Raw genomic sequence first — 19,977 nt, forward strand, 5'->3', positions numbered from 1 at the left:
GAGCGCAAAGGTGCGGCTAAGGCTTGGCGGCTTTCGCCCCATCACACTTGGCGTTCTTTTGGATCGCAGAATCGTTGGTCGACCGGCTGAGGTACTGGATGCTGCCGTTGCTTTTCTGAACCTTCTGCCAATAGAAGCCGCCGGGGCTTGACTTCCCCTCGGCGACCACTTTCGCATCGGCCGGTAGCGAAGCCAGGGTGAGGGCGGCCAAGGTCGTTACAAGCAGGACTGGGAGGCGCATTGTTCAGAAGTTGTATTGGGGGCATTCTCGCTGACTTGTCCGCCACCGGGAACCCTTTGTGCAGTCGCTCAACTTCCATGCCCCGCTACCTCTGGCACCTCGATCCCGATGGATGGCCCCTCGAACGAATCGACACCATCATCGGCGAGCACGCCCCGGTCTTCACTAGCTGGCCTGAGTAGTCGCCCCACATACAGGACGGATGGCGTCCCCTCGCCTGCTGCTACCCAAAGGTCACTGGGGTGGCCTCACCTCCCAAAAGCAGCTGGCTCAGTAGCAGGCATGAACAACCTGGTGGAGCAGCACAGTCATGAATCTGGGACTCAACAAGTGAACACGATATCTGTTTACCAGAGCGGTATAAGACCGTGAACAACACCATAAACTTCATTGAACGCGTTTCTAATTCACTCCTGTGTATTGTCCGAGCTGAACATCGGCGACGGTCGCCTCGATACGAGGCTTTCGGTAGTAGCGCAGGATCGGGCCCCAACGCCGGACCTCTCCCGACTCCATGATGTCCTCAACTGTATACAGGCGCAATGTGATTCCATGCTCCTCGATGTACAGCGTGGCGCCCTCTTCTGTAACGGCGGTGTATACCACCTCAGCGATAACCCTGCGATTCACTCCGGTTTCGTTTCTGAACGTCTGCTCGGCTTGTCCTGTTCTGACTGGCTCGAAAAAGTCAGAATGCTGGCTGCTGCTGGAAAGCATCAGATCGCTGACCGAGCCCGTGAGATTGGAAACCGATGCCGCGCCTCTCCAAAGTGCGGCCGTCTCGATGTCACGAAGAAATTCTTGAATGAGTGGTGTATGCACCATCCCATTTGTCATCCCTGTAGCTTCCGCTGTTATTACAGTTCCTGAGTAGAAGGCGTCGCGTAAGTTCAGTTCCGTGACTGGATCGTAGCTTTTATCGATAACCTGTCCACGAGAACCATTCGGGTATTGTGCGTCCTCTTTTATCTCCACACTGTAAAAATCTGGCCCTCCTTGAGACGATGGCCGAATCGTGACCCCAATCGAAGCCGAGGACAATGCATCAAACCACGTTCCAAGCCACTGACGCCTGGCAGGCGCCTGAACGGCGTAGTACCGCCTTTTCCGAAGCTTCTCGGAGGTGCCAAATCGAGGCAACGTTTCCGAGGTGACGGTGATGTCCACCTGGTAACGTGGCCGATGGCAACCTTCAGGTACCTCGTCAATCGGATCCGATTCCAGTATCAGCGAGCCAACCGATTGGCCAAAGTTATCTCGGTTCCAAGGCAAGCTCCTTTTGAAGACTATTCCAGTACACTCCGGCCAGTCTGCAAAGAATGAATTTACAATCTTCTTGATGGCCTCGCCGCCAAGCCCCTTCGCCGCAGCTGCTACATAGGCAGCGAAGGTCTTGGTTGTTTCCCCACCTAGAGCCAGCCCCGCCGCGCCCCCAGCAGCCGCCAGCCCAAGAGCTGTGACAAGCTTGGTAACTGCGTATGGGTCGTCTATACCACGGTTGTTCCAAAGCATTATTGAAACGTCCCAATTGGCGAGCGAATCATCTGGCAAGTCCACAACCAGTTCCCAATCAATATTTCGTCCGTAGCCCCAAGCGTTGTCGTCACGAACGAGCGCAAAACTATCGCCGGGACCAAAGTGAGGATCAATCCGCGGGCCGTTGGTAATCCCAAGTGCAGACGATAGCGTCATGTCTGGAGTGGGAAAATGCCCCGCTGGAGCGATCCAGAAAGAAACGTTCAACGTGTCGTGGTTATCGCCCGCATTTCGAGACTGCAAGCATCGTATGGTATCAAGTTTTATCCGGTATGAAGCCATCTCCCTTATTCCTCAACTGATAGAAATAATGCGCAGGCACTTACTAGAGTGCATAACCAATCCTTGCAGGATCGGCATGCCCGCAATGCTTGGCTTCACATCACGCAACAAGATGCTCAATCCTCGGATCGGCGTCTGAACCCCCACTGTGCTGTACCCAGCTCGAAAGGAGGACGCCCCGGCCATCCGATGGCCACCGTGTTGTGGATCCCCTTGATGCCGCGTTGGGATTTACTCAGCAACTAGCGATGGAGGATGCCCTGATTGAGGTGCCATCTCGCGTCGATTCATGGAGACCGAGGCAGGGCTCGGCACTGGAGCCAAAGGTAGCGATCTCGCATGAAACTCTCCGTTTTGGTGGGTTCTTGGGTTCTCCCCTTGCACGGGAAGGGATCTGCTGGGTTCCCGTCTGGGTTCAAGACTGGGTTCACTGGGTTCTTTCCAACGACCGCCTGAACCCTAAGAACCCACTAAGAACCCAGTCTTGAACCCACCTAAACCCTTGCAGTGACTGGAAAGAACCCAAGAACCCACCTTTCAACCCTCATCAACCAGATAAAGGGTCGGCCGTGAGTCGCGGATCCTCTTGAGGAATCCTTGGATCACCAGCGAGTCGCACTGCTTCCGAACCCCAACCATCTGCGACTGTTCAGGGTTGGCTCCGTAGATCACCTCAGCGATCTCCCGCACTGTCGAGCCTTTCGGTGATGCCAGCCCGCCAATGGTTTCCAGCACCTGGGTCTGCTTTTCGGAGTTGGGGACTTCGGTCTGCTTCGCTTCGGCCTTCCGCTGCTCCTGCCAGGCCGCGTGCTCAGCAAGGCGGATCCACTGGCCAGTGGCACCGGCCAGGCTGATCACCAGTGGTTTTCAGCCTTGACTAGCCGAGCTTGAGCTTCAGAGCAGCCCTGATTCGATCTGCATACTGATAAATTCCAGACGGCCCATCTAAGTCAACATTCGCCGGCTCAGCAGCATCGCATATTTCCATAGACTTCTTCTTGCCATTGAAATATAGCCGAACAACTGCCTTCTGGCTTTTCCCGTCTAGCAGCACGTTGAAGTAGTTCTTTGTGTCTTTCTCTATAAGCCTTGAAGGGTCGATCTCAGATGCGCAGATGGCCCGAGTGATATACAGACCATCAAGCTCTTCTTGGGTTGTCACCAGCGCATTGGGGTCTTCACCGATGTCTGTTTCAACTTCCTGCGATTCTTGTGCCGACTTGCCTTCGGCTTGCATGGCACTTTTTAGACGCTCTGCAATGCGGTTATTGATATAGCTATCGATGGCGTCTGCAACGATTGGCTCAAATAGTTCCTTGACCTTTGCTGTGACTTGCTTGCCACTATGAATACGAGCCGCCATCTCCTTCACAAACCACTCGCTTGGGGTGGTTAACTCCTTCTTGATTTCTTCCTTTACGCCGCGCAAATACTTCAGCTTCTCTGCTGTCGATAGCAAAGTATCTATGTCGAACATTGCTTTCGACAGCCTTTTCACTTCTGTTATTGGTGCATTGTCCAGATCAAGAAGGTCAACTTCCGCAAAGGGAGAGTCGTCCATGACGTTTGGTGCGTCCAAGTCGGAATAGAAATGGAAAATCCGACCGTTGCTCAAAATACCGATCCTGGCCTGTGTTGCGTGGAAGTACCGCTGAAGCTGGCCCTTTTCGGCAGTCTTTAGATTAGTTGCATATGGTTTTGCTTCAACGAGAATCTTCGGCTCCCCATTTTCAAGGATGGCGTAATCCACACGCTCACCCTGTTTGATCATTGGAAGGTCTGCAGAGAACTCTGGCATGACCTCATTTGGGTTGAATATGTCATACCCCAATGCCTGCAAGAACGGGGCGATCAAGGCCATCTTCGTAGCTTCCTCATTTGTGAGGTTGCTGCCGGTCTGCTGAGCCCTAGCTGAAAGAGCTTGAAGATGGTCTATCAGATCCATTGGGTCGGGCTGGCTTGGGGCCTGGGGATGCCAACCTTAGGAGTCGCCTAGGGGTTTGGCCACCGGGGCGGCAGGGGGCAGTCAGGAGGCAGCAGGGGGCCAATGGGGGCGGTAAGAGGGAAGCCGCATAGCCCCGAAGACTTCGAGCGGATCCACATCACTCCCTGCAACCGAAGGCGGGGGAGGCGACGCCTGGAGTAGCTCCACCCGACCACGCGGGGCCGGAGCCGACCGATCAGCCGGCGGCGGTAGCAGGGAACAGCCAGGGCCAACAGCTGGACTCCAGGGTTGGGGAAAGCCTCGGGTGGAAGCTATGCCCCTCCAGTTTTCACATACGCGGCAGGGCAAGCCTGCAGAGCAGTTTTAGGACCTGGCCGCTGCGTAGATCGGCAGGGGTGGAACCGAGTTTTGCGGACGTTATGCTGACCCGGACAACATCCTCTTTGCTTGCGGGGGTCTGCACCAAATTCATGTTCTTGCAAGGGTTCCCCTCATGTCAGCTCTGCCGCCATCTGTGACTTCTACTGAAAGGGGGGCTCCATGAGGGCTATACACGGACCCGCCCATTAGTAGTTAGGCAATAAACAAGAGTTATTCAGGTCTTGGTGCTGGCTCAGGGTTGATGCAAGTCAGCAGCCTCTTTGCACTCTGCAGCTCTTTCCTGACTTCGTTGTCAAGCCCGTCAGGATCGAAATGCATCACATCATTTCTAATCTCGCGAACTCTGTCAAGGATGCGGACGAATTCGGCGCGATCGATTGCCAGCCCCAGTCTTGACCAGTTATTCGGAGATTGTATCAGTCTGAGGTATTCACCAAAAGCTAGATCTGCTACTGTTGTGATTGTTCGGGAATCATCTCCATCCCTAACGCTCATGAGCTCCTGGTGAGTGAATCGTCCATCTATAAGCCGCCGAACCTGCTTCTCAATCTCTCCCACAAGGAGAAATGGCTCAGCTAAAGCCTGAAACTGCTCGGCAATGTCGTGAATAGTCAGTATGCCCTGGAAAGTACGATCCTGAGCCTGGACAACAACTACATCATGCAGAAGGATGCGTTGGACAACTTGGACTAAGTCGTCGTCATGATTAACAATCTCAGAATGCTCCATCGCATCTTGCACTCGAACTGGCTGTCTCCCACTTGCAAGCTCAACACCGAGAGATCGCCAACTAAACATGCCATCAATAGCCCGGGCATCGGAGCGGCCCATAATTGGTAGCTGCGAATAATTGTTCTCGAGCATTAGCGTGATTGCACGCTCTACAGTTTCAGACCTTGTTACTGATATAATCGTTCTATGAGCGGCTGCTACCGACGTAACTCTGATTACAGGATCATCCACTGTTCCGCCTCGAACAATGTCATCCTGAATGGGGCCACCGGTTCGTTTTATCTTTACGTGTTCATCGAGATAAGCGGTCTCAAAAGATGGCTCGGTCTCCAGATTGGCCGCAGATAATGCACCATGAATTTCTGCGACGACATTGACCCCGCGACGTGTTTTTTCAAACCAGCCAAGAATATCTCTAACGGAATATTGGGGTTCAACACCCTGCTGGACTGAGTTAATCGCGTCGTGTGGTATTGCCATCCTGATCCGGAGACCGCATCCCTTGTAGATTAAGCCTAACAGGCCCCTCGAGTGGACAGGCCACCGCACACCTTCTGCTTCGCCTCCCCAAGCACACTGCCTGCCACTCAGGGGCAGCGTTAGGCGGAGCAATCTGCTTGGCTGACTTGGACTGATTCACTCTCCCACAGTTGTGTTGATTCACAGTCCTAAGTGAAGTGCTGAACGGCAATCTAGCGATCAGCGGGAGTAGTCAGGGACGGTCAGGGCCTGCAGCCGGAACGTGGGATGCAGACCAATCCAGGGCACACGGGCGACGGCGGATCGTGACTGGTTGCGGGCAAGGCCGGGGAAGCCATGAGGGGATTACGGAGAAGCCATGCGGAAGGCACGGGGAAGCCATTGGGGAAGCCATGTTCCAGATGGGGACAGGAGAGGGAGGCATCCGGGGCAAAAAATCAAAATCACCTCTGGCCTTGCGCGTGCGCGTGAGTGGAAATTGAGTTTGAAAAATAGGGGTGCGATGCCTCCCCCGCCTGTCATGGCCTTAAAGATGCCTTCTCCTATGCCTCCCCGATGGCTTCCCCCTGGAAGGCATATGCCTTCCCCAGATGCCTTTTCAGACCAGCACGACCCCTTTAAGCAAGGCGATTCGCGTCTTCGGCGCCTTCCTGCTGGAGAGCTTCGGAAAGACAGCCTTCAGGCGGCGCTCCAGTCCGTTAGGGGTGCGAACAGGTGGATCGCCGACCATGTCTCGATCGTTCCAGCTGGGCCGGCCGTTGTTGTCAAGGTGGAGGATCTTCTGTTGCTGATACCAGCTTTCCAGCAGGTTCCAGACCTTGCGGTGCTCAATCTCGGCGGTGGGGTCAGCCTCCAGGCCGACGTCTTCTGCAAAATCGAACAGGTGGCATGAATGTCGCCGGATCGCGTCAATTGTCTGGGGTGTGCTGCGGAAGTTGATGCCGTCGCGTACGGCGAGCTGAAGCCCTTCCAGGAGCCAGTTCAGCATTGCTGGGCAGATGTTCTCCCGGATGAAACCCAGGTCATCCTTCAGTCGGGGATCAGCCTTTAGCTGGTTGGGGTCGCTCGGGTCGGGGTTGCTGCTATAGCGCTTGAGGAAGCGAACAGCATGCCAGCGCGATTGCATGGCGGCCTGTCCAGCATCCATCAGCGGGGGCTGGTTGCAATTGAACAGGAAGATCGCGTTAGGTGTGAAAGGTTGCTCTTGAACGTTCTTCTGCTCCCAACTCAGTTCTTCACCCGTGATAGCACCCTTGAGCGATTGGATCATTTCGAGCCTTGCGAAGCTGGTGTTCTCTGGGCTCCAGTTGATGCGGGCACCCCGGAGAGGGGAGATGGGAAACTTCCGGCCCTTATCGTACTGCTGAAAGTCGGAGAGGGTGCAGCCGGTCATGCCACGGGCGCCGAGTGTCAGGCTCAAGGCGCCCCGGATGGTGTCCTTGCCGTTCTCGCCATCACCCAGGAGCAGCAAGGCACGAGGACGACCTTTCGAAGCGCGGAAACGGTCAAGCTGCAGACCAGAGCCGAGAAGCCGTTTCATGGTGTCGCGGTCCTGCGGCTCCAGAGCATCCAGGAGGCGCCACAGGTGTGCTCCATCTGCCTGCGGATCGTAGTCGTATTGCAGGCAGTAGGTGAACCGTTGCGCGGGGTCATGGGGACCGAAGGTGAGCTCCATGCGGTCACCGTTCCAGGCCCAAGTGATGGTGCCATTCCGGCAGTTGATCGCGTTCGGGGGGTTGGAGTCAGTACATGGCAGGAGGGTCTTCCTGAACCACTCGATCGCTTCCGTAACGCGGGCGGGTCTGGCCCAGTGGTGGATGTCTTCATTGGTCTGCGTGTTGAAGTAGTAGAGGCGACTGAGTACAGGCGCAACCCGTGGTGCAAGTGCCTGATCCGGGAGGGCTTGGTAGTGGGTTCCGTTCCAGCGGTGAAGGATGCCTTCGATGTGAAGCCAACGATCAGCACCGAAGGCGAGTTTCATCACCGTGGGGAGCCAGTCGCTGTCCTTGCTGTGAAGCTTCAGCTCAGGGGCACCCCCATCGATTACCACCGACTGAGGGAGCTTCAGTGCCTTCGCTGGCGGGACGGCTGGGGGCAGTCGCTTCGGCACTTTGTATCCATGCTGCTTTGCCAGATGGTGCAGCGATGCGATGGTTGCGGGTCTGCCGCGATTGGACTTTCCTAACGATTGCCACTTGTAAAGGCATTCTCCCTCGTCAAACCCAGCCATCGTCCTTGACCAGTCCACCCAGTTCGACAGCAAGCCGGGATCAACGGAGTGGAGCGCCATGCCGATGCGCAACCAGTTGTCGTAGTTACTGTGCTGTTCGGCGGGGATTGTCGCGAGCATCGCGACCGCCCTCTCTGCATCACCATCCTGCGGCGTGTATGGCTCAGCCTGCTTGACCTCCTGAACGGCTAGGTGCTCCAGTAGCCAATCGGGAGCCTGCGCTGGGTCGGGAATGTCCTGCGGTGAGCAGCCTTCCAGCCAGCGGTAGGAGCCTGTTTCAGGGTGCGCGCCGATGATGACCGCCTGGTGCCGGTCGCCGCGCAGCTCCCAAAGGGTGACGGGACTTTTCTGCCCTTGTTCTCCGATGGGATCACCCTCCTGCCATGGGCGGGTGAAGGGCCGACGATTGGCCAGGTGAGGCCACCACTCGTTATCGACGGTAAATGCACGACCGGATCGCCCAGGCTTGGTTGAAGTCCACGCGATGGTCTGCGGTAAGTCCTCGATTGGATGGCCGGTGCGCTCTGCGAAGTCTTCGCGCCATCCATCTTCGTCAAGATCAAGAACAACGGAACCGGACTGCGGCCCTGATAGCAGGCCCCACGCGGGAGGCATGGTTTCCAGTTCGATCGCATCATCAGGCGATAGGCCAGGAACTGATTGCCAGTCAGCACCAATCGGCCGCTTGTCTGGGCCGACGCGAACCAGTCGCCAATCGGCGGGAAGGAATATCAGTTCTTCGCGCAGGGCATCGCCTGCGTTGCGCTCGGCCTGCATTGGCGGCTGGCGCTTGAGTTGTCGATGCAGTACGCCGCAGATTCCGCCATCAATCTTGGCGACGGCATCTTCAAAGGTCAGACCCAAGTGGCGCCGAAATAGCTCCATGTCGCTGAGCGGACCACCTTTTTGATTTGGGCCGCCGCAGTTTGAGCAATGGCCGCCATCACCGTCGTCCGTTTGACTCCAGCGGAAGGTGCCGACCGCATGGCACAGAGGGCAGTCACCGCTGCCGTTCAATAACAGATCGCTGTCAATATCCGCGATGGAGGTAAGCAGTAAGAACCAACGGCCATACGCCTGTTCACGCCATTCCCCTTTGATAGTGGCAAGCGAGGTCAGGCCATGGCGCACCTCTGTGGAGGCCATCGCTCAAGCCCTCGCCGATGCGAAGGTTTCCACCTGTGCGGGGTCTATACGCCGGAAACTGGTGAAAGCGCGTTCCGCAGCCTCGGTCTCCCACTGGAGCGGCGCCAAGGTGCTCAGCCCGCCACGGCGGAAATGGACACCCTCTCGGAAAGGAGAGAACTCACATCGACGCAGCTTTAGGAGCGTCTTCGGATGGACCCCTAGGCACAAAGCCATTTCGGGAGTCGAAATCCAGATTCCTGCCATAACCACACCAAACGAAGGACCTTGCGGGGTTGGGACCCCTGGTTCGGTGAGGTGTGGGCCTGGCTTTTGCCGGCTGCGAAGATCCTAGTCACTTCTCCGAAGGCCCTGCAACGGCCAGGCGCTCCTGGCAGGGCTCCTCAAGCAGGGATGGTCACGGAGATGGTCACGGGTGCAGATTCGGGGTTAGATCGAACCCCCAAAACCCTTGCCGTTCCTACTGAAAAGGGCCCTTCCAGGCCCCATGGGTCATTTGGGTGACAAGGCTGACCTCACCCCGTCTCCGTTAAGAGTGTCAGGCAGCCACGGGGGCGGCTTGACGGGAGAAACGAACGATGTTGTTCGCTGTTACGGGTTCGCTCTTACCGAGCAGGCTTCAGTCACCCTCCTCATGCCCCGTCGAAACCATTGCAGCCCCGGGATGACGGACCGGCCGGAGCCGGTGGGCCTGGGGGAATGGAGCTGAGCGGAATCGAACCGCTGTCCGAGACACTGGTGTGGACCACCTAGTTCGTCCGAAGACGAGCTTGTTCATCTTGCCACCTTCGGGCCGCCGGCCGGCAAGCAGCATGGGGGGATGGCCACCCCCTCCCCGTTCGACGTCATCGCCGTGGTTCCTCCGGGACTGGAGGAACCGGCGGCGGCGGAACTGTCAGCCCTCGGCGCCCTTGAGGTGCGCCCCCTGCGGCGCGCCGTGGGTCTGCGGGCCGATGCGGCCACCTTCTACCGGCTGCATCTGCAGGCGCGGCTGCCGTTCCGCTTCCTGCGCCAGCTGGCCCGCTTCCCCTGCCGCGGCCGCGAGGAGCTCTACGACGGGGTGCAGCGGGCCGCTGACTGGGAGCGGTGGCTACCGCCGCAGCTGAGCTTCCGGGTCGAGGCCAGCGGCAGTGTGCCGGGCCTCAATCACAGCCACTACAGCGCCCTTCAGGTGAAGAACGCCCTGGTGGACCAGCAGCGCCAGGTGTGGGGGTCCCGCTCCTCGGTGGACCTGGACGATGCCGACCTGGTGCTGCACCTGCACCTCAGCCCCGGGCGCCCCGGCGGCAGTGGCCCCGAGGCGGTGCTGAGCCTCGATGGCGGCGGCGCCAGCCTGCACCGGCGCGGTTACCGTGCTGCCATGGGCCTGGCTCCCCTCAAGGAGAACCTGGCCGCCGGACTGATCGCCCACACCGGCTGGGACGGCACGGTGCCCCTAGCCGATCCCCTCTGCGGTTCCGGCACCCTGCTGATCGAAGCCGCCTGCCACGCCCTTGGCCGCGCCCCCGGCCTGGAGCGCACGTTCAGCCTGGAGCGCTGGCCCGATTTCGATGCCCCCCTGTGGCAGCGGGAGCGGACCGCTGCCATGGCCATGGCTCGCTCGTGCCTCCCAGGCGGCGAGCCCCTGGCCGCGGTCGTGGGCATGGAGCGGGATCCGGCCGTGCTGGCCATGGCCCGCAGCAACGCGGCCGCCGCCGGCGTGGCCGACTGGGTCGATCTGCGGGAGGGGGACTTTCGCGATTTCCATCCCCCCGAGACACCCGGTGTGCTGGTGTGCAACCCGCCCTACGGGGAGCGGGTCGGCGGCGACGACGACCTGGAGGCGCTCTACGGCGATCTGGGGCGGATGCTGAAGGAGCACTGCGGTGGCTGGACCCTGTGGCTGCTGAGCGGCAACCCCGCACTCACGGGCGCCCTGCGCATGAAGGCCAGCCGCCGGGTGCCGGTGAGCAATGGCGGCATCGACTGCCGCTGGCTCCGCTACGACATCCACTGAGGCCGGCTACAGCGGCTCCGGGCCAGCACTGCTAGCGGTGGGTCCTGCCTCCGCCCCGCCAGCCTCCATGGCCTCACTCTTTGAAGCGCTCAAGCAGGAGGTTCTCGCCGTCGGGAGGGATCCGGCCCTCGACACCGGAACGGCGACGGTGAACTTGCTGCAGGAGTGGCTGGCCAGCCACGAGGCCGAGATCAGCGCCCGCAAGCTGGCGTCACCGACGGAATTCAACGGCACGTTGATGCAGTGGTTCCACTGGTACAGCGATGGCGACGGCGGCCACTGGCGGCGGCTGCGGCAGGAGGCGCCGGCCCTGGCCAAGGCCGGCATCACGGCCCTGTGGCTACCGCCGGCCGGCAAGGGGGGCAGCGTGTGGGATGTGGGCTACGGCACCTACGACCTGTTCGATCTGGGCGAATTCGACCAGAAGGGCACGGTGCGCACCAAATACGGCACCAAGCAGGAGTATCTGGAAGCCGTGCAGGCCTGCCGTGAGGTCGGGATCCAGGTGTACGCCGATGTGGTGTTCAACCACAAGCTCAACGCCGACGACCAGGAGCAGTACCGGGCCACCCCCTACGACCCCGCCGACCGCAACCGGTCCCTGGGGGAGGAACGCACGATCAGCGCCTGGACCCGGTTCCGCTTCGATGGCCGCGGCGACCGCTACTCGTCGATGCAGTGGCACTGGTATCACTTCGACGCCGTGGATCACAACAGCCTGGATCCCGATTTCAAGGCCGTTTGGCGCACCCAAGGGTCCGGATTCGAGAGCAACGTCGATCTCGAGAAGGGAAATTACGACTACCTGATGGGCAGTGATCTCAACGTGAACCACCCCGAGGTGCGCGGCGAGCTCAAACACTGGGGCTTGTGGACCCTCGACCACGTGGGCGCGGACGGATTCCGGCTCGATGCGATCAAGCACATCGCCAGTGACTTCTTCCTCGACTGGATCAGCAGCCTGGAGGAGCATGCCCAGCGCGATCTGTTCGTGGTGGGCGAGTACTGGACCTACAACGTCGAAAGCCTGCACTGGTATGCGGCCAACACCGGCGGCCATATGAGCCTGTTCGATGCACCGCTGCACATGAATTTTCACCAGGCCAGCCGCAGCGGGGGTCACTACGACATGCGCCGGCTGCTCGACGGCACCCTGATGCAGCAGCTGCCCCTGCTGGCTGTGACCCTGGTGGACAACCACGACACCCAGCCGCTGCAATCGCTGGAATCGGTGGTGGAAGCCTGGTTCAAACCCCTGGCCTACGCGGTGATCCTGCTGCGCGACCAGGGCTATCCCTGCATCTTCCATGCCGATTACTACGGCGCCGATTACACCGAGAGCAAGAACGGCCAGGAGCACAGGATCGTTCTGCCCAGCCACCGCTTCCTGATCGACCGCTTCCTTCTGGCCCGCAGCCACTGCGCCTACGGCCCCCAGTACGACTATCTCGACCACGTCAACAGCATCGGCTGGACCCGCCTGGGCACCCCCGGTCACCCCGGGTCCATGGCCGTGTTGATGAGCGACGGAGCGGCCGGCCACAAGTGGATGGAGGTGGGGAAGCGCCACACCACCTTCCGCGACCTCACCGGGCACATCCAGGCGCCGGTCACCACCAACGCAGACGGCTGGGCGGAATGGCACTGCCCGGGGGGGTCGGTGTCGGTGTGGGTGGAGGAGGCGGCCCTGGCGGTGATGGGGGTGACGCTCTGAACGCTGCCGGCCCCGGCGGCTAACGATGCGCCCTGCGCCGCAGCAGTTGGGGCTCGATGCTCTCCACACCCGGCAGGTCCCGCAGCCTGTCCAGGCAGCCGAGGGCGTCGGCGATGCGGCCACTGCTGGCCCGCAACCAGGCGGCCTCAGGTGCATGGTCGGGCAGGCTGGCGATGCGGCAGCCGGCCTGCTCCAGGGCGGCGCGATGGTCCTTCGCACGTTCCCCCTGTCGGACACGCAGGAAGAGCACTCCGGTGGGGACAGCCAGCTCGTCGCTTCCGGCCTGGGCATAGACCGGGCTGATGGCCTGGCCCGGAGCCAGGGGGGCCGCAGGGGTGCCGGCCAGCACGGCGATCGCCTCGGGCTCGAAGAGCAGGATCACGTTCGCCTCCGGCAGGGGCTGCCCATGCAGGGCGTACCAGCCAGGCTTCTGCGCCAGGAGCAGCGATCCCGGCCCCCCCATGCTGATCTGCTGGGGGAAAGCGTCGAACATCGCCGCAATGGCCCCCTGCTCCTGGCCCATCGACCGGCCCCCCGCCAGTCCGCAGACGTTAGCCCCCTGCCTGTGACGGCAGATCACGTCCTGTTCCGTTGTCTTGAATTCAGAAGCCCATCGGCGGAGAGTGACAACCGCAGCCGGAAAGCCGATGGTTCAGGTTCGCTATGGCGGCAAAGATGGTGTCCCCTATGCATTTGATGTCAGCGACAATCACCTCGTCGTCCGCACCCTTAGTCGCCAGGCGGTGATGCCGGCGCGGCCGTTCGAGGTGTCGCCTGTCAGCGCCGAGACCCACCGGATTCTTGACCAGTTCGAGACCCTTACCCGCTTCCGCGAGGCGGGGGTCGAGCTGTTGAGCACGAAACTCCCCCAGTCCGATGGGTCCCTGCGCGACAGCGCCCGCAACCTGCTCAAGGCCGAACCGGCGATTGACTTTGCCGGCCGAGTTCTTGTGGATGCCGGCGGTCGGCCTGTGGTCTATACGGAGAATCTGTTCATCAAGTTCGAGGACGACGCGGAAGCCGAGGCCTGTGAGGCTGTCTTGCAACGTCACGGCCTCAGCCTCAAACGCGCTCTCACCTATGCGCGCAACGCCTATTTCGTGGCAGCTCCCGATAACAGCGGGCTCAGCGTGTTCGAGATCGCGGGCACCCTGCTGGGCGAAGAGACCGTCACGCTCTGCCACCCGGAACTGGTGAGCCTGAGCCGGCAACGCCGGCAGGCCTTCCCCTCCGAGTGGCACCTCAAAGCCACCGCCGTCAACGGCCGGCTCGTCGATGCCCACGCCGAGGTGGAAGCGGCCTGGGCCCTCAGCGACGGCAGCGGGGCGATCATCGCGGTGGTGGATGACGGCTTCGACATCGACCATGAGGAGTTCCGCTCCTCCGGCAAGGTCGTCGCGCCGCGGGATGTGACCCGCCAGAGCGGCGATCCCCGGCCCGGCCGCGGTGACGACCACGGCACGGCCTGTGCGGGGGTGGCCTGCGCCAACGGCCAGTTCGGTGCCACTGGCGTGGCCCCCGGCGCCCGACTGATTCCCATCCGGCTGGCCTCCGGCCTGGGCTCCCAGGCGGAAGCGGAGGCCTTCGTCTGGGCGGCCCGCAACGGCGCCGATGTGATCTCCTGCAGCTGGGGCCCGCCCGACGGCGCCTGGTGGGACCCGAACGACCCCGCCCACCGCCAGGTGGTGCCGCTGCCGGATTCCACCCGGCTGGCGATCGACTTCGCCACCACCCAGGGCCGCAGCGGCAAGGGCTGCGTGGTGCTGTTCGCGGCAGGCAACGGCAACGAGAGCGTCGATAACGACGGCTACGCCAGCTACGCCCGGGTGATCGCGGTGGCGGCCTGCAACGACCTCTCGAAACGCAGCGCCTACAGCGACTACGGCAAGGCCGTGTGGTGCAGCTTCCCCAGCAGCGACGGCCGGCCCTCCCTCACCCCCGGCATCTGGACCACGGACCGCTCCGGCGGGCTGGGCTACAACCAGGGCAGCCCCCAGAAGGGCGACCCGGCGGGCCACTACACCAACGCCTTCGGCGGCACCTCCAGCGCCTGCCCTGGCGTGGCCGGGGTGGCGGCCCTGGTGCTGGCGCGGAACCCTGCCCTGCGCTGGGATCAGGTGCGGGAGATCCTGCGGCAGGCCTGCGTCCGGATCGACACCGCCGGTGGCAACTACGACGCCAGCGGGCGCAGCCCCTTCTACGGCTACGGGCGGGTCAGCGCCCGCAAGGCGGTGGAGCTGGCCCGCCCGCCCCAGCCGGCGGCGGCCCTGGTGTTCCAGGCGGTGCAGGATGTGCCCATCAACGACTTCCAGACCGCCAGCCTGACCCTGCCGGTGGCCGCCCCGGGCCCGTTGCAGTCGATCAAGGTGACCGTGGATCTCGACCACACCTACATCGGCGATCTGGTGCTCCGGCTGCTGCCGCCCGCCGCCCTGGGGGCCGCCCCTGTGCTGCTGCACGACCGGGCCGGTGGCGGCACCGACAACCTCAAGATCACCTACGACGCGGTGAATGCCCCCGCCCTGGCGGGCCTGAAGGGCAAAGATCCCAGCGGCACCTGGACCCTGGAGGTGTCCGACACGGCCCGCGCCGACCGGGGCACCCTGCGCAGCCTGCGGCTGGAGCTGAGCTTCTGAGCCCGGTGGGCCTCAGGACTTTCCGGTGAGAGCCCGGGTGGTGCGGATCAGCCCGGCGGTGGTCTGCGGCAGGTAAGGGCCCTTGAGCATCTGGCCGCCGATGCGCAGGCTGACGCCGGCCAGCACCACATCAAGGGCCGCCACGGCCGCCGCGGCCTGCAGCCAGCTCAGGGCGAAAGCCTCCCGGATCCAGAGCAGCAGCACCAGTTCGGCCGCCACCAGCGCCAGGGTCATCAGGGTGAGGCCCATGCCCAGCATCACCCCCCCGCCCACCAGGCGCCGCTTCTCCTTGTCGGCCTCCTGCAGGGCGATGCGCACATGCAGGTCCATCACCGAGCTGATCAGCGCCGTGACCCGGGCGAAGTTCTGGCCGCTCATGCCGACCGCCGACCCGAAGACAGCAGCAGACCCACCACCAGCCCCACGCCGGCGGCGATGCCGAGGGCCATCAACGGCCGCTCCCGCACCGGCTTCTCGATCCGGGGGCGCAGGGTGGTGTTGAGGTCATCGAGCAGGTGCTCAAGCTGATCCTCCAGGGGGCGCAGCGCGTCCACCACCTGCCCCGCCTGTTCACCGGTGACATTGACCAGATCCAGCAGTTGCTGCTTGACGCCGGTGGCGGTGACGCCGCTCTGATGGCTGATCACCTCCACCACGTGATCGAAGCTGCCCCGGGTGGCCTCCAGGGTGTGGCGGGCGACCTCGGGCCACTCCTTCTGGATGGTGGGCAGCAGGCTCTCGAAGCGGTCCCGGAACTGCTTCTGCAGGCGCTGGGCCTCACCTGACCCTGTGGGTTCCGGAGCCGCGATCTGAGCGGGGTCCGTGGCGGCATGGGTGGTATCCGTTTCCATGGGGGAATCTGGTGGCGAGGCCGAGGTGGCTTCACCGTAGAGAGGGTGACTTGAGTTCGTCAGCACCTCGGCTAAAGTGCAGTCGCCTGATGCATGAGCCCGTTGGTTCACATCAATCAGGTTGAGCTCACCCACTTCAAGTCTTTCGGCGGGTCGATGACCATCCCGCTGCAGGAAGGTTTCACGGTGGTCACGGGCCCTAACGGCTCCGGCAAGAGCAACATCCTTGACGCGGTGCTCTTCTGCCTGGGCCTGGCCACCAGCCGGGGCATGCGTGCTGAGCGACTTCCCGATCTGATCAACAGCGCCATGCTGCGGGAGGGGAAGGCGGCAGAAACCAGCGTCACCGTCCGCTTTGACCTCGGCGACTGGCAGCCGGACAGCGCCGAGGAGGGGCTGGACGCTCCTGAACAGGGTCCCTGGTTGGAGCGGGGCCAGCGGGAGTGGAGTGTCACCCGGCGGCTGCGGGTGGCCCCCGGCGGCACCTACAGCAGCAGCTTCAGCGCCGATGGGGTGCCCTGCAACTTGTTGCAGCTGCAGACCCAGCTGCGGCGGCTGCGGGTCGATCCGGAGGGCAGCAACGTCGTCATGCAGGGCGACGTGACCCGGATCGTTTCGATGAGCGCCCGCGACCGGCGCGGCATCATCGATGAGCTGGCCGGCGTGGCCCTGTTCGACTCCCGCATTGAGCAGAGCCGGGCCAAGCTCGACGAGGTGGTCGAGCGTCAGGAGCGCTGCCGCATCGTCGAGCAGGAACTGCTGGCGGCCCGCCAGAAGCTCGAGCGCGACTGCGCCAAAGCGCGCACCTACCAGGAGCTGCGCGAACGGCTGCACCACGGGCGCCTGCAGGAGCAGGTGCTGGCCTGGGAAGAGGCCCGCGCCCACGGCCTGGCCCTGGCCGGCCGGCTTGAAAGCCTCGACCGCCAGCAGGAGCAGGAGCGGGAGGCGATCGTCGCCGCCGAAGCCGAGGTGGTCGCCGCCGCCGCCGCCCTCGAGCGACTGCAGGCGGAGGTGAAGACCCTGGGCGAAGACCAGCTGCTGGCGGTACAGGCCGAACTGGCCGGTCTGGAAACCAGCGGCCGCGAACTGGCCCGCCAGGCGGAACGCCATGGCCACCAGGCCGAGGAACTGCAGCGCCGTCGCCAGGAGCTGCAGCAGAACCAGGGCGAGCTGCGTCAGCAACGCCAGGCCCTCGACGGCCAGGCCGACGACGGCGCCGTCGCCCGGGCCGAGGCCCTCTGCCGCGAGGCCGAGGCAGCGGTGGAGCTCTCCCGCAGGCGGCTCGGGGAAGTGGCCGGGCGCTCCGGCAGCTGGCTGGAGGAGCAGCAGGGCCGCAGCCGCCGGCGCCAGGAGCTGCAGGAGCAGCTCGCGCCCCTGCTGGCCGAACGGCAGCAGCTGGAGGAACGGCTGCGGCAAGCCTCCGAGCGGCTCCAGGAACTCGGCGGCGAGGAGCAGCAGGAGGACGCCGCCCATGCGGAGGGCAGCGCCTCGGTAGCGACCCTGGCGGAGCAGGAAAGAACCCTCCTGGCCAGCTTGGAAGCACGCCAGCGGCAGGCCCAGGAGCTGGCCGAGGCCCTGGCGCTGCAGCAGCGCACCCGAGCGCGGCTGGAGCAGGAGCAGACCAGCCTGGAACGGGAGATCGCCCGCCTCGACAGCCGCCGCGAGACCCTTCAGGAGAGCCGCGGCACCGGCGCCCTGCGCCTGCTGCTGGAAGCGGGGCTGGAGGGGATCCACGGCTCGGTGGCCCAGCTGGGCGAGGTGGAGGAGCGGCTGCGGGTGGCCCTGGAGGTGGCGGCGGGCGGGCGGCTGGCCCAGGTGGTGGTGGAGGACGACCGCATCGCCGCCCGGGCGATCGAGCTGCTCAAGAGCCGCCGCGCCGGCCGGCTCACCTTCCTGCCCCTCAACCGCATCCGGGGCGGCAGTGGGGGTGGCAGCGGTGCCTCGGGAGGGGCGGCCCTGCAGCGGGGCAACCCTGGTGGTGGTGCCGGTGCCGGCGGGATGGTGGGGCGGGCGGTGGATCTGATCCGCCACGAGCCCGTCTATGCCGATGTCTTCCGCTACGTCTTCGGGGACACCCTGGTGTTCGCGACCCTCGGCGACGCCCGCCGGGAATTGGGCCGCTGCCGCGCCGTGACGCTGGAGGGCGAACTGCTGGAGAAGAGCGGCGCCATGACCGGCGGCAGCCTGCAGCAGCGCTCCGGCCAGCTGGGCTTCGGCCGCAGCAGCGAGGGCGATGAGGCCGAGCCCCTGCGGCAGCGGCTGCTGGAGCTGGGGGAGAGCCTGCTGGCCTGCCGCCGCCACGAAGCCGAGCTGGGCCGTGGCCTGGAGGAAGCCCGGCCGGTCCTGCTGGAGCTGCAGCAGCGCCAGGCCGCCCTCGAGGCAGAACGAGGCGCCGCCGAGCGCACCCTGGCCCCCCGGCAGCAGCGCCGCGAGCAGGTGAGCAGCCGGCTGCAGCAGCTGCAGGAAGCGTTTCAGGCCGATGGTCGCCGGATGCAGACCCTCGAGCAGACCCTGCCCCCCCTGCGCCAGGCCCTGGCGGAGCTGGAGGAGGCCGAGCGCCTCGCCAGCGGCAACGACGACAGTGCCCGCTGGCAGGGGCTCCAGAGCGAGCTGGAGCGGGCGGACCAGACCCTGGTGGAGGCCCGCCGCCAGCGGGATGGCCTGGAGGCGGAGCGGCGGGAGCGGGCCCTGGGGGCGGAACGGCTGGGCAGCCAGCTGGAAGCCCTCGCCGGGGAGGAGCGGCGGCTGGTGGAGGCGGTGCAGGCCCTGGTGGGCGAACGCCAGCTCTGGAAGGAGCGGCAGCAGGTGGAGCAGGAGCGCCGCGCCGTCCTGGAGCGGCAGCAAGCCGACCTGCAGACCCGATTCGGCGAACGGCGCCGGGCCCGCGACGGGGCCGAAGCCCATCTGGCCGGCCAGCGCCAGGCCCTGCAGCAGCGCCAGTGGGAGCTGCAACGGCGCCAGGAGGAACGGTTGGCCCTGGCCGAGGAGCAGCGCAGCCACGGCCTGCGGCAGGCCCAGATGGAACGGGAACTGCCCGAGCCCCGGCCCGAGCTGCCCGAGGAGGTCCGCGACGGGGGCCTGGAGGCGCTGCAACAGAACCTGCGCAGCCTGCAGCAGCGCATGGAGGTCCTCGAGCCGGTCAACATGCTCGCCCTCGAGGAGCTCGAGCTGCTGGAGCAGCGGCTGGCCGACCTGGACGACCGGCTGGAGGTGCTCAGCAAGGAGCGGGAGGAACTGTTGCTGCGGATCGAAACGGTGGCGACGCTGCGCCAGGAGGCCTTCATGGAGGCCTTCCGGGCCGTGGACGGCCATTTCCAGACCATCTTCGCCGGCCTCTCCGACGGCGAGGGGCACCTGCAGCTGGAGAACCCCGACCAGCCCCTCGACGGCGGCCTGACCCTGGTGGCCCATCCCAAGGGCAAGGCGGTGCGGCGGCTGGCCTCGATGTCCGGAGGTGAGAAATCCCTGACCGCCCTGAGTTTCCTGTTCGCCCTGCAGCGCTTTCGCCCCTCGCCCTTCTACGCCCTCGACGAGGTGGACAGCTTCCTCGACGGGGTGAACGTGGAGCGGCTGGCGGCCCTGATCGCCGCCCAGGCCGACCAGGCCCAGTTCATGGTGGTCAGTCACCGCCGGCCGATGATCGCCGCGGCCACCCGCACCATCGGCGTCACCCAGGCCCGCGGCTCCCACACCCAGGTGGTCGGGTTGCCGCCGGCGGCCTGAGCCGACCGCGTGGGCCACAATGGGCCGACCAGGCTGTTCCAGGCCGTGAAGTCGCTCCCGTTCCCCCTGCCGTCCAGCCCCGAT

Annotated in this window: 13 protein-coding genes; 4 read left to right on the plus strand and 9 right to left on the minus strand. The window is 63.7% G+C overall.

The genetic code is table 11. The features are described from left to right. Positions 1-16: 16 nt before the first annotated feature. From KQ305_RS13245 to KQ305_RS13270, 6 genes are all read right to left on the minus strand, one after another. Positions 17-211: a hypothetical protein gene (locus KQ305_RS13245; RefSeq protein ID WP_259725874.1), complete on the minus strand. Its 195-nt coding sequence runs from the start codon at positions 209-211 to the stop codon at positions 17-19. A gap of 432 nt (positions 212-643) precedes the next feature. Next, the gene (locus KQ305_RS13250; protein WP_259725875.1) at positions 644-1,984 is read right to left on the minus strand and encodes a hypothetical protein; all 1,341 of its coding nucleotides are present in this window, start codon (positions 1,982-1,984) and stop codon (positions 644-646) included. Positions 1,985-2,596: 612 nt separating this feature from the next. Further along, entirely contained in the window at positions 2,597-2,917 is a 321-nt protein-coding gene (locus KQ305_RS13255; RefSeq protein WP_259725876.1) for a hypothetical protein, read from the minus strand. Between the two features lie 19 nt (positions 2,918-2,936). Further along, positions 2,937-4,004: a type I restriction endonuclease gene (locus KQ305_RS13260; protein WP_259725877.1), complete on the minus strand. Its 1,068-nt coding sequence runs from the start codon at positions 4,002-4,004 to the stop codon at positions 2,937-2,939. Positions 4,005-4,595: 591 nt separating this feature from the next. Further along, entirely contained in the window at positions 4,596-5,597 is a 1,002-nt protein-coding gene (locus KQ305_RS13265; RefSeq protein WP_259725878.1) for a CBS domain-containing protein, read from the minus strand. Positions 5,598-6,195: 598 nt separating this feature from the next. Continuing rightward, positions 6,196-8,973, minus strand: coding sequence for a PriCT-2 domain-containing protein (locus KQ305_RS13270; protein WP_259725879.1), 2,778 nt, complete (start codon positions 8,971-8,973; stop codon positions 6,196-6,198). Between the two features lie 820 nt (positions 8,974-9,793). On the opposite strand from KQ305_RS13270, the gene KQ305_RS13280 reads away from it, so the two are divergent. Continuing rightward, positions 9,794-10,969, plus strand: coding sequence for a class I SAM-dependent RNA methyltransferase (locus tag KQ305_RS13280; RefSeq protein WP_259725880.1), 1,176 nt, complete (start codon positions 9,794-9,796; stop codon positions 10,967-10,969). Positions 10,970-11,036: 67 nt separating this feature from the next. Further along, positions 11,037-12,683, plus strand: coding sequence for an alpha-amylase (locus KQ305_RS13285; RefSeq protein WP_259725881.1), 1,647 nt, complete (start codon positions 11,037-11,039; stop codon positions 12,681-12,683). A 19-nt stretch (positions 12,684-12,702) separates the two neighbouring features. Here the strand turns inward: KQ305_RS13285 and KQ305_RS13290 are convergent, their stop codons facing one another. Then, the gene (locus tag KQ305_RS13290) at positions 12,703-13,206 is read right to left on the minus strand and encodes a hypothetical protein (protein ID WP_259725882.1); all 504 of its coding nucleotides are present in this window, start codon (positions 13,204-13,206) and stop codon (positions 12,703-12,705) included. 124 nt (positions 13,207-13,330) lie between these two features. Between KQ305_RS13290 and KQ305_RS13295 the strand changes: the two genes are divergently transcribed. Then, on the plus strand, positions 13,331-15,319 hold the full coding sequence (locus KQ305_RS13295) for a S8 family serine peptidase (RefSeq protein WP_311134356.1): 1,989 nt from the start codon (positions 13,331-13,333) through the stop codon (positions 15,317-15,319). 12 nt (positions 15,320-15,331) lie between these two features. On the opposite strand, the gene KQ305_RS13305 is transcribed toward KQ305_RS13295, so the two are convergent. Beyond that, positions 15,332-15,697, minus strand: a complete 366-nt coding sequence (locus KQ305_RS13305; RefSeq protein ID WP_259725883.1) for a phage holin family protein — start codon at positions 15,695-15,697, stop codon at positions 15,332-15,334. Further along, entirely contained in the window at positions 15,694-16,170 is a 477-nt protein-coding gene (locus KQ305_RS13310) for a glycine zipper domain-containing protein (RefSeq protein WP_259725884.1), read from the minus strand. Before KQ305_RS13310 ends, KQ305_RS13305 begins: the two co-directional genes overlap by 4 nt. 102 nt (positions 16,171-16,272) lie before the next feature. Between KQ305_RS13310 and smc the strand changes: the two genes are divergently transcribed. After that, positions 16,273-19,893: a chromosome segregation protein SMC gene (gene smc, locus KQ305_RS13315; RefSeq protein WP_259725897.1), complete on the plus strand. Its 3,621-nt coding sequence runs from the start codon at positions 16,273-16,275 to the stop codon at positions 19,891-19,893. The last annotated feature ends 84 nt before the right edge of the window (positions 19,894-19,977 follow it).

Origin of the sequence: Synechococcus sp. CS-1332, assembly GCF_025127995.1 — a bacterium.
Classification (GTDB): Bacteria; Cyanobacteriota; Cyanobacteriia; order PCC-6307; family Cyanobiaceae; genus Cyanobium.